Genomic DNA, 8,944 nt, shown 5'->3' on the forward strand with positions numbered 1-8,944 from the left:
CTCATTAATAATTTTTATCGTCATAAACAGTTGTCCAACCAACTTCTTTGAATGTATTGTTATTAAAATTAGGTTTTAGAACAAGAACTCGTTGACCAGTTTTATTATCCATCCCTCGCCTGTTCTTTGACGTGAATAATAAAATCCACTGCTCTCCTTTATCAAGAGTAAATTCCTCTTCCTTATATCCTCCCATAAATGGATCAGGAACATATCTGGTTACTTTCAATTCGTGCTTCCCACCAGTTAATTCATCATCCCATACAGTACGAGACATAAACATTACAGAAGCCTCATTTTTTATTTTTTTACTTTCACCAAGAGCATGTTCATTTAAAAATCTACGGTTTAACGCAGAGTCGGATAATTGAACGTTGACCCACATTGCAAGGTTCAACCCTCCTCCGTTTGTTCTAGCCAATTTATAAAGTTCTTTGAAATCATCGGTCATAACTTCCCATCTTGCCTTATCGCTCATACCCTCGCTAGGCTTTCCGGTATCTACCAGAACTCTTCTGATTCCCCTAGCTGCATAATGCTTAATCAATTTCTTAACATCATCAATGATGTAATTTTCCATAAAAACGAATGTGACAATTTTTTCATCACCTTCGCATAACTCTTTTACCCAATCCGCTGCTTTTTTCAGTTTTTCATGTTCTTCATCCGTAAAATTACCCTCATTTAACCTTTGTCTTTGTATGGAAGACTTCGTTCCAACTCCCATCGCTGTTACATAGAGAAGCTTTTTAAACTCACTCAATGACTGCTCATTACAGATTACCAATAGTTTTTCTTTATGTTCGATACAAGACATAACAACCTTGTTAAAAACTATGCTCGTTTTCCCAGACCCCCCGAAGCCACCAAATATGTATACATTTCCATAGTCCCAACCTGTACAAATTCGCGTCATTTTCTCGCTTTGATAAAATGGAAGTCCTACAGCAGGATTTTGATCCCACTCCTCTACTGCATCCTCTAGCCCTTCTAGAAGATAATGTTCATCATATTTGTTATCACCATCCAAAGCTAATTGATTTAGCTTGTCATTCCAATATGTATGCAATTGCTCTTTAGTCATCTTTTTATAATTATATTTTCCATCTGACTCCAAAACTTTTTCACCAAATAAATCAACTAAACTTTTAATCAAATTGTATTTTTTAATTTCATTATAGTGTGCATCTAAGTTATCCTCCTTCCCCTTTACTTCTTTCATCAACTCCTGAATTGTTTCAGTCCCACCGTATTTTTCGTGATATTTATCCAATTTCATTTCTTGAATAATTTTAGCAACACTAATATCATCAAAAATAACAATTCCCTTATTTGCTAACTCTCTTCCTAGTCCATAAAAATAGCCATAAACTTCATTTAAGAATGTTTTTGAGTTAATTTTCTCTTGAGAATAAAAATTATATAAATCTGGATTATTCCAAAATAAAGCGGCAAGGTATCCTTCTGATACAACAACTTCTTTTTGTAATCTCTCTTTAATTGTTGTCATTTAAGCCTCCTTAAATAAAACTTGATATGTCATTATTTACTTCTTTCTTTTTGAATTCGACTTTTGTCTCAATCTTTTCTTGTGATTTATTTTTTTGAATTTCAGCCAACTCTTTTCTTCTCTTCTCATTGATGGCGTGATTCTTCGCATCTGCAAGATTATTTCTAACTATAGCTAATCCGTATTTTAATTCTGCTTGGAGATTCTTAAATCGAACAGTTTTTCTTGCTAGTCGAATCTTATCTTTGCAAAACTCAAGAGTGTATTCAATCCCTTCGTAAGGAATGCCATTTTTATAAGACTTCCCTAACTTTCCAAAGAGTTTAGAATCGTTTCTGATATCTTCGATATAAGGCCAGATTTGATGAGGAATCATTTGAATCGATTCTAGTTCATATATTTCCGCAATCTTTTCAGCAAGCTTATCCTTCTTATCGCGTTCTATTCTCTTGAATTCTTTATCTTTTATGTATTTCGGCAAACATTCTAAGTGTATGTATCCTTTTGGATGCTCCTTAGTCATCTTTTCTTTTAAATCTTTTGCTTCACACCATTGGCATTTAACTTGTGCCAACATCTCACCTCCCATTTGCCACTCAATCAATATTCCATTATAATATAAGAACATATATTCCCGTAAAGGTGATACCATGACTAACAACCACGCAACTAACGAAGAGATGGAACTAATCAAGAAGCACATTATCCTTCCCTTGATGCTGGATGTAGTGCAGAAAAACATAGAGGATTTGAGCCTCAATCAGTCTACGCTTAAACCACTTTACATTGCTTCCTGCGAAGCCGTGATGAATCTAATCCATCAGGATATGGCAGAGAATAGAAAGTTGCTTAAACAAGCTAACATAAAGATATTTGATCGAGATCAATCCAAGTATCCTTTGTTCCACTATCCATACATGGTGCGAGGATACCATTTCACGTTTCAAATGCGCAGAGAGTTAATCAAGAGTGAGATGAGCACGATGCTCCCCAAGTATGTCAATCGCGTTATCCAAATTATGAATGGGCAATGAAACCGAGATTTTAATGCAACTCAATCTTCTTAAATCTTGGTTTTGCACCATGTTCAGTCTCAACAAATCCGAAGAACATATCCTTTGGACGTAGCCAAATGTTGCCACTTTCATTCTGATACACAACATATTCTTCTAGTGTTTCCGTATGTACGCCTTCACCAATGTATGTATAGATTCCACCTTTGTAATGCTGAAACTTCATATTTTATCCTCCTATGTATAGATGATATAATCACTACCAAGATTTAACTCGGTAATGTGATTATATCATCTATAGTTTATTTTAAACAATACTTTTTCGTAATTTATTTTAACTAATTCTTAGATGCATTTTATCGGTAATGAGCTGCACACCCTCAATTTCTTTACCTGCTTTCAAATCCTCTAGGATGCTCTTATTATCGATTTTGTCAGGTTGAGGGATACGATAAGCCTCTGGGATTTTTGTCTCATCTACAACGCCAACAGATGGGTTGTTCTTTTGTAGTCTTGCAGTAAACTTACCAGCCTTAATCTTATCAATGCCATTTACCTCAAGAACACTTTGCGTATATGATTTCAGGCCATCAAACTTATTCTCCAGATACTTGCGCTTTTGAGCCAAACGTTTCTCTTCTTCTTTATACGCCTTAATATCCCCTTCGATATTCTTCATAAACTTGGCGATATTCTCAACCTTATTCTCCAATGCATCTTGAATGCCATCAAGAGTATCGATGAACATCTGCAAATCGTCTTCGGTCAAATCCTCTTGATCCAATGCAGCTTCAACAAATTCATTAAATGCTCTGTACTGGTCAGCCAATGCGTAAAGTTGTGTCATATGTATACACTCTCCCATTATTTATTTAATATTATTTATGTATTTTGCATTTAATTTATGTCGTTAAAATTACAATTTCATCGTAATTTACGTATTAAAAATTCCTTATAATCATTGATTTTTTAAACAGCCTCGTGGTGCAATTTTTTTAATCTCTCAACGGTTTTTTCACAATATCCTCGATCCTGTTCAATACATATCCATTTTCTATTGTTTATCTCTGCTGCAACAGCCGTAGTTCCACTACCGCTTGTATTGTCAAGAACAACATCTCCTTCACTTGTATAGGTTTTAACCAGCCACTCAAATAATTCAACAGGTTTTTGAGTTGGATGTAATTTGCCACTAGAGTTATGAACACATTTTATGTATAACATTTCATTTTCAAGTTCTAATGCATCTAATGCATAAGCGTCTTCATAATCAATTACATCATCTGGCATAAGCCAATCACTTTGACGATCTATGTATTCTTCTCTCTGCTTACCGTAATTTGTTGTCTTAGAGTTTGTCTTATTCCCTGATTTAACTTGAAATGTTCTTGGAATCTGCTGCGGATTATAAGTTGGAGGATTTTTATAAAATACAACAATATCCTCAAATGCACCCATCGGCATTTTCCTAGCATTGAGATTTCCTGTTTTTAAATTTTTGCGCCACACCATACAATATTTGAATAGTTTTTGGTTACTCATTATAAGCATACTTGTAAATGGTTGTTTACCAGTTAAAACGATTGCTCCGTTATCAGCAATGATTCTCTCGTACTGTTCCCAAAGTTTGTTAAAAGGAATGACTTCATCCCATTTATTTTGAGTTGTACCGTATGGAAGGTCAGCCAAGATTAGATTAATCGATTTTTCTGGTAATTTAGACATTTCTTCAATAGTTTCACCATTTAAGAGCATACCAAATTTATTGTAATAGAAACTTTGTTTTGCCAGTTCTCCTAATTTGATAAATATCACCTCAAAGTTATTGTTTAATTAAGATAAAATCATGTTTTCGTGGGCTTTTCTGTTTTGAAAAACCCTTATAAATGCTGAATTTTTAACACATGTCTACCACGGTCAAAACTTTCCTCAAGTTGTCTTTAAACTCATCTAGTGTGTAATAAAAAGCAGTATAATCATTTCCATGGTTCTCAAAATGACACACAACCCACTTGGGCAAATTTTCAAATTTGTGTTTATGTGCATGGCTCAACCAAGACATCCATGTATTATCATCGGCATTTCCTGAGTGCAACTGCTCATATAGTTCAACCTGTGTTTCATCTTCAAAATAAACTAATTTAATTTGCTTGTTGTAAGCAGGGAAGTAATCAGAGATGTCAATTTGATTGATAAGATTAAGTGTCTCGTGAACTAATGCATCTTCTTCTCTTTCGAATTCTCTTCCATCTGCTGTGACAAAAATTTCTTTCTCTTGCATCTGCTCAACTTTTACAGGAACTTGCTTCATGATCTTTTCCATTCTATATTCTCCTCCTCTTAATCAGCCACAGCATAAGCATGTTCGCACTCAGCCGTTTCAACTCTATCCTTACACTTGCAACCATTACCTTTCTCGCAGTCCCAATACACTCTCCTGTTCCCACAGTCGCAGCGACTATCTACCCCATCCCAACCTCTACAATCTTCACATTTATCATCACCAGCAAAATCAAACCAAACTTCATTGTTATCCATTGGTTATACATTCTCCTTTGCATATGTATATAAATGTTCGCTTATGTAAATAATTTTAATGCATCGAAGAACTTGCTTCCCTTCCGAAGAGTCTGCCATTGGGTGGACTCTTTTTCATGAGGAAATGCTGCTTTTATCAACTTTCAAGTTCATTAAGAAGATATCTAAACTCGGCTAATTTTGTACAATAAAATTCATATTTCTGTTGCGCTAACTCATATTTATGCTTATGTTCTATTCGTTCTTGATCAAAATTAGCAACACATTTTTCATAACTATTAATATATTTTTGTAAATTGGCCTTGGTTGATTCAATGCTCATTTTAGAATCCCTTCCTTATAAATTCTTTATTGCGAATAAAAATTACTGAACTTGTCTTCGATTGATTTAAGCTTATTCATAACAATTCGCAAGTCCTCTTCGATTTCTTCTTTAAACCTCTCAATACTACCGTCATAAAAGTATAAATCGGCAGATAAATCAGTTGCTTTACATTTGAGTCTATGGTACTCATGCAAATATTCAATGGCCTGATTTTTCATATTTCACCCTTTGAAATCCAAGTTTATTGTAAATCACTTTTGTTACAATACTCATGACAACTTTCTGCCTCTGTTAAGAAGTCGCCTATTGGTTTATTAAATTCCCCACAATAAATCATGTATATTTTTTCTTTGACATCACTACTTCTAACCTCGCACCATCCATCTGTATGAATACATCTAGTGCATGATTTTTCATTGTCCCAATTAGGGAATAACTCTTTAACTTTCGAAACCAATTCCTCCCAATCTTTTCCCACCTCGGCGCACTCCATTCGAAATACAGATTTATTTGCTTAAATACTCAGTATATCTATTTGAATTTGCAGCAAAATCATACAATACATCGACAAACTTGTCTGCGTTTTGATTGCCGCTATCGTAAGCAGCGTTCACAATTCTCCATAGATCAATCGCATCTTCTAAAGACATTGTAAGTGTGAATTCTGGCTTAACTGGCTTCGTTGTTTCATTTAACTCCATGCATCATTCTCCCATTGAAATAAGATTTTTATTTGCCTTTTCATTCTGGTTGCATAGAAATAAAGTAATTATCTAAATCATCAATATGTTCCATTTCCTCTAAGTTACCATTGTCTTTTGCAGAATAATAACCTCGCTCCAATAATTTACGAAGTAGATGATAATCCTTTTCGGTAATTTCAATTTGTAATGTTTTCATTTTTAACCTCCCTATGAAAGAAGAATTTTAATTTATTTTCTTTCGATAACATTTGCGGCATATGTTTTAGGGTAAGCCCCAATTTTACCTAGAGCTTTTAAAATAATGTCCTTTTCAGTGGAATTTTCTTCAATTTCAACCTCTACAACTTTAGATGCTTTCATGAATGGATTTGGTACATAAACACCAAAGTAAAAATAAACATCATACGTTTTTATTTTCATCATCCTCCAAATACTTCTCCAATGCCCACTGAAGATGCTGCGACTTAGTTTGGTACTCCACTCTACTCATACGAATGTCATGGAGCACCTTCTTTATGTCCTTACCCTGTCTCATTATTTCATTAACCATATCATCAATCTCATTTTTGTTTATGTATTCAATTACTTTGTTTATGTTTATCAACACCAGTTCTCAACTTGAAGTGTTCTTCACCTTTGACTTCCTGTTCAGTGGATCGTCTACATCTTAAGCAGCGGTTCAAATGTTCGCTTGCATATAGTTCAACTTCGTGGCCTTCAAATGCACAGTGGATACAGGTCTCTTTAGTTATGGCTTCTCAACTCCCTCAATTGCTCAAGTGCCTTCAGTTGATCTTCGAGCGAGTATTTGCCGAGGAGAGTTGCAAGCTCAGATAGAACATCATCAAATTTTTCTTCTGGGATTGAATGAATCAGTTCTTTAAAATTCGATAATGACTCTTTCGGTTCCATGTTATCAACTCCCGTTGAAAGCATTGTTTGATTTAGAACATAATAGCACTTGAAATACTCTCTACAGTCTTCAAAACGTCATTTTTTTCACGTAATACATGAGCATTAAATTTGCTATTTTGAACATTTCGATATGCGCTCATAATTGTACTGCTTCGACTATATTGATTGATTTCAACATATTCGAACTGATTTACTTTGTTCAAGATATCCTTTAATACACGAACAGATACATCATTGTCGCTCGTAAGATTATCGCCATCACTATATTGGAATACATAGATATCTTGATTCTCATAATCAATATAGTTAATGCGTTCATTTGCTTTATTTAGGCCAGAGGAGATAATAGTCCCACCTGATTCGCCTTTTACAAAGAATACATCTCTATGTACTTCTTGCGCTTCGGTATGGTGAGAAATAAACCTATGGTTAACTTTCTCATACTTTAGTTCAATTAATTTTTCAGTCCACAATGACACGCATTGGCTCAAATACTTTTCAAATGATCCCATAGAACCAGAAGAGTCAATAATGGAGATAATCGTTGCAGATTTTTTCTTGGTGATTGGAGTAACAATATTCAATTTGTTTTTTAGTGCTGTAAATATAGATTCTACATTTTCATTTCCGATAATTACATATTCGTCTGCCAGTGAATACTTCAGATCAGTAGTTGTAATAATATTGCTTTGCATACGTTTTAGGATTTCATTTTTCATATCTTCGACTTGTCTGTGAAGTTGTGGCTCTTTATCGAAAGCAGCTCTACCAAATGATTTTGCAAAATCCTCTAGAAGTTTCTTGTTATCAATTGTATTAAGTTCCATGTTATTTCTCCTTTTTTTATGTATTAAAGGTTTATTTATCTTCGATTCCGTCAATTTCTATATAATATAACCTTGATAACAAACTTTTGGGGTCTTTACCTCCTACTTTTCCGGTTAAAATCTACCTTTCATTTCCAATAAATGATTGGATTAGCCCAAAAATGAATCATTTGTCTAATTGATTTATTTATCACTTCTTTTGTTTCTTCAGTTAGATTGTCTTGCTTAAGCAAATTCAAGAAATAATCCATTTCCTCTTTAAAATTATCCCAAGTTTTTAATTTAACTTCTTCCAATTCCATAGGTGTAGTAATTAATTGTGATGGCAATGCTATATCTTGTTCCAATAACTTCACCTCGATTCCAATCAAATTTGCCTTTCAAAGGTATTTATCAATGAACCATTGACATCCAAAAGAGAACATGGCTATGGAAACTATTAAAACTTTTTCAACTCTAAATTGAGTTTGTTCCACTATTCCATAAGAGATTCCAAACATTAAGGATGACCAATTCCACTCTGCAAACAAATTTACATTCTTAGTCATTCTTTCCTCCGTATTCATTTCATCTATTGTAATTCCAATTTATATAATTAATTTCTAAATGTCCTAACGATAAAGTCCAATCAAGACAAGAATCGATTCCTTTTCTTGCTCCATTCGTACTAATCCCCCATTGTGCTTCCGTGTTGGCATCAGAATCATCTGGATATAGCCGTTTATTTTCTTTTCTGATTCCACGAAACCACGATATATTTAAAGTTCTTGTGTTCTTTTTCCACCACAATTCAAAAATTCTCATTTTCATCTCCCTCATAAAATTCGCTTTTCAACGGTTTTTCAACTCGTCAATTTCATTCTGCTGGTCTTCGATTATCCTCTTTAACCTATCAATGAATAACTCTTTACCGACCATCAATTCATTTACTCTGTTCGTCTGTGATTTAAGACGCTTAATCTCTTCTTCGTACCACATGTCATTATTCTTTACTTTTCCAAGTGTATAATTTACTTTATCTGCTGCAAGAGATGCGATATGATCCATCTGTTCATTACTTAACGTAACATTAAAACTTAAACCCTTCAGAGTACATCACCTCACTTTCCTCA

At 34.1% G+C, this 8,944-nt stretch carries 17 protein-coding genes; 1 reads left to right on the plus strand and 16 read right to left on the minus strand.

What is annotated here, in order from left to right:
* Positions 1-4: 4 nt before the first annotated feature.
* A complete protein-coding gene (locus FPZ49_RS10785; RefSeq protein ID WP_144846387.1) occupies positions 5-1,510 on the minus strand; it encodes a DnaB-like helicase C-terminal domain-containing protein in 1,506 nt (501 codons plus the stop codon).
* Positions 1,511-1,520: 10 nt separating this feature from the next.
* On the minus strand, positions 1,521-2,084 hold the full coding sequence (locus tag FPZ49_RS10790; RefSeq protein WP_222429898.1) for a hypothetical protein: 564 nt from the start codon (positions 2,082-2,084) through the stop codon (positions 1,521-1,523).
* A 76-nt stretch (positions 2,085-2,160) separates the two neighbouring features.
* On the opposite strand from FPZ49_RS10790, the gene FPZ49_RS10795 reads away from it, so the two are divergent.
* A complete protein-coding gene (locus FPZ49_RS10795) occupies positions 2,161-2,544 on the plus strand; it encodes a hypothetical protein (protein ID WP_144846390.1) in 384 nt (127 codons plus the stop codon).
* 10 nt (positions 2,545-2,554) lie between these two features.
* Here the strand turns inward: FPZ49_RS10795 and FPZ49_RS10800 are convergent, their stop codons facing one another.
* From FPZ49_RS10800 to FPZ49_RS10855, 14 genes are all read right to left on the minus strand, one after another.
* Positions 2,555-2,749, minus strand: a complete 195-nt coding sequence (locus tag FPZ49_RS10800; protein WP_144846392.1) for a DUF1653 domain-containing protein — start codon at positions 2,747-2,749, stop codon at positions 2,555-2,557.
* Positions 2,750-2,857: 108 nt separating this feature from the next.
* Positions 2,858-3,370 (minus strand): siphovirus Gp157 family protein, encoded by a 513-nt coding sequence (locus FPZ49_RS10805; RefSeq protein ID WP_186445739.1) that lies wholly within the window; start codon positions 3,368-3,370, stop codon positions 2,858-2,860.
* A 122-nt stretch (positions 3,371-3,492) separates the two neighbouring features.
* The gene (locus FPZ49_RS10810) at positions 3,493-4,338 is read right to left on the minus strand and encodes a DNA-methyltransferase (protein ID WP_261381359.1); all 846 of its coding nucleotides are present in this window, start codon (positions 4,336-4,338) and stop codon (positions 3,493-3,495) included.
* A gap of 82 nt (positions 4,339-4,420) precedes the next feature.
* Positions 4,421-4,846: a hypothetical protein gene (locus FPZ49_RS10815; RefSeq protein ID WP_144846396.1), complete on the minus strand. Its 426-nt coding sequence runs from the start codon at positions 4,844-4,846 to the stop codon at positions 4,421-4,423.
* A 351-nt stretch (positions 4,847-5,197) separates the two neighbouring features.
* Positions 5,198-5,383 (minus strand): hypothetical protein, encoded by a 186-nt coding sequence (locus tag FPZ49_RS10820; RefSeq protein WP_144846398.1) that lies wholly within the window; start codon positions 5,381-5,383, stop codon positions 5,198-5,200.
* Between the two features lie 244 nt (positions 5,384-5,627).
* Positions 5,628-5,864 carry a hypothetical protein gene (locus FPZ49_RS10825; protein ID WP_144846400.1) on the minus strand — a complete coding sequence of 79 codons (237 nt, stop codon included), beginning with the start codon at positions 5,862-5,864 and terminating at the stop codon, positions 5,628-5,630.
* A 28-nt stretch (positions 5,865-5,892) separates the two neighbouring features.
* Positions 5,893-6,087, minus strand: coding sequence for a hypothetical protein (locus FPZ49_RS10830; RefSeq protein ID WP_144846402.1), 195 nt, complete (start codon positions 6,085-6,087; stop codon positions 5,893-5,895).
* A gap of 40 nt (positions 6,088-6,127) precedes the next feature.
* On the minus strand, positions 6,128-6,286 hold the full coding sequence (locus tag FPZ49_RS35545) for a hypothetical protein (RefSeq protein ID WP_186445740.1): 159 nt from the start codon (positions 6,284-6,286) through the stop codon (positions 6,128-6,130).
* Between the two features lie 32 nt (positions 6,287-6,318).
* The gene (locus FPZ49_RS10835) at positions 6,319-6,513 is read right to left on the minus strand and encodes a hypothetical protein (protein WP_144846404.1); all 195 of its coding nucleotides are present in this window, start codon (positions 6,511-6,513) and stop codon (positions 6,319-6,321) included.
* Between the two features lie 321 nt (positions 6,514-6,834).
* Positions 6,835-7,002 (minus strand): hypothetical protein, encoded by a 168-nt coding sequence (locus FPZ49_RS35550; RefSeq protein WP_186445741.1) that lies wholly within the window; start codon positions 7,000-7,002, stop codon positions 6,835-6,837.
* Between the two features lie 32 nt (positions 7,003-7,034).
* Positions 7,035-7,832 (minus strand): DUF444 family protein, encoded by a 798-nt coding sequence (locus tag FPZ49_RS10840; protein ID WP_144846406.1) that lies wholly within the window; start codon positions 7,830-7,832, stop codon positions 7,035-7,037.
* 128 nt (positions 7,833-7,960) lie between these two features.
* A complete protein-coding gene (locus FPZ49_RS10845; RefSeq protein ID WP_144846408.1) occupies positions 7,961-8,179 on the minus strand; it encodes a hypothetical protein in 219 nt (72 codons plus the stop codon).
* A gap of 220 nt (positions 8,180-8,399) precedes the next feature.
* Positions 8,400-8,636, minus strand: coding sequence for a hypothetical protein (locus FPZ49_RS10850; protein ID WP_144846410.1), 237 nt, complete (start codon positions 8,634-8,636; stop codon positions 8,400-8,402).
* A 27-nt stretch (positions 8,637-8,663) separates the two neighbouring features.
* Positions 8,664-8,879, minus strand: coding sequence for a hypothetical protein (locus FPZ49_RS10855; RefSeq protein ID WP_144846412.1), 216 nt, complete (start codon positions 8,877-8,879; stop codon positions 8,664-8,666).
* Between the last annotated feature and the right edge of the window lie 65 nt (positions 8,880-8,944).

The organism is Paenibacillus cremeus (genome assembly GCF_007786445.1).
GTDB classification, from domain to species: domain Bacteria; phylum Bacillota; class Bacilli; order Paenibacillales; family NBRC-103111; genus Paenibacillus_G; species Paenibacillus_G cremeus.

Excerpts from the sequence above, each read along its gene's own strand:
- FPZ49_RS10815 (WP_144846396.1), bottom strand. The coding sequence starts at position 4,846 with ATGGAAAAGATCATGAAGCAAGTTCCTGTAAAAGTTGAGCAGATGCAA.
- FPZ49_RS35545 (WP_186445740.1), bottom strand. The coding sequence starts at position 6,286 with ATGAAAACATTACAAATTGAAATTACCGAAAAGGATTATCATCTACTT.
- FPZ49_RS35550 (WP_186445741.1), bottom strand. The coding sequence starts at position 7,002 with ATGGAACCGAAAGAGTCATTATCGAATTTTAAAGAACTGATTCATTCA.
- FPZ49_RS10830 (WP_144846402.1), bottom strand. The coding sequence starts at position 6,087 with ATGGAGTTAAATGAAACAACGAAGCCAGTTAAGCCAGAATTCACACTT.
- FPZ49_RS10800 (WP_144846392.1), bottom strand. The coding sequence starts at position 2,749 with ATGAAGTTTCAGCATTACAAAGGTGGAATCTATACATACATTGGTGAA.
- FPZ49_RS10835 (WP_144846404.1), bottom strand. The coding sequence starts at position 6,513 with ATGATGAAAATAAAAACGTATGATGTTTATTTTTACTTTGGTGTTTAT.
- FPZ49_RS10850 (WP_144846410.1), bottom strand. The coding sequence starts at position 8,636 with ATGAGAATTTTTGAATTGTGGTGGAAAAAGAACACAAGAACTTTAAAT.
- FPZ49_RS10820 (WP_144846398.1), bottom strand. The coding sequence starts at position 5,383 with ATGAGCATTGAATCAACCAAGGCCAATTTACAAAAATATATTAATAGT.
- FPZ49_RS10840 (WP_144846406.1), bottom strand. The coding sequence starts at position 7,832 with ATGGAACTTAATACAATTGATAACAAGAAACTTCTAGAGGATTTTGCA.
- FPZ49_RS10785 (WP_144846387.1), bottom strand. The coding sequence starts at position 1,510 with ATGACAACAATTAAAGAGAGATTACAAAAAGAAGTTGTTGTATCAGAA.
- FPZ49_RS10855 (WP_144846412.1), bottom strand. The coding sequence starts at position 8,879 with ATGGATCATATCGCATCTCTTGCAGCAGATAAAGTAAATTATACACTT.
- FPZ49_RS10805 (WP_186445739.1), bottom strand. The coding sequence starts at position 3,370 with ATGACACAACTTTACGCATTGGCTGACCAGTACAGAGCATTTAATGAA.
- FPZ49_RS10795 (WP_144846390.1), top strand. The coding sequence starts at position 2,161 with ATGACTAACAACCACGCAACTAACGAAGAGATGGAACTAATCAAGAAG.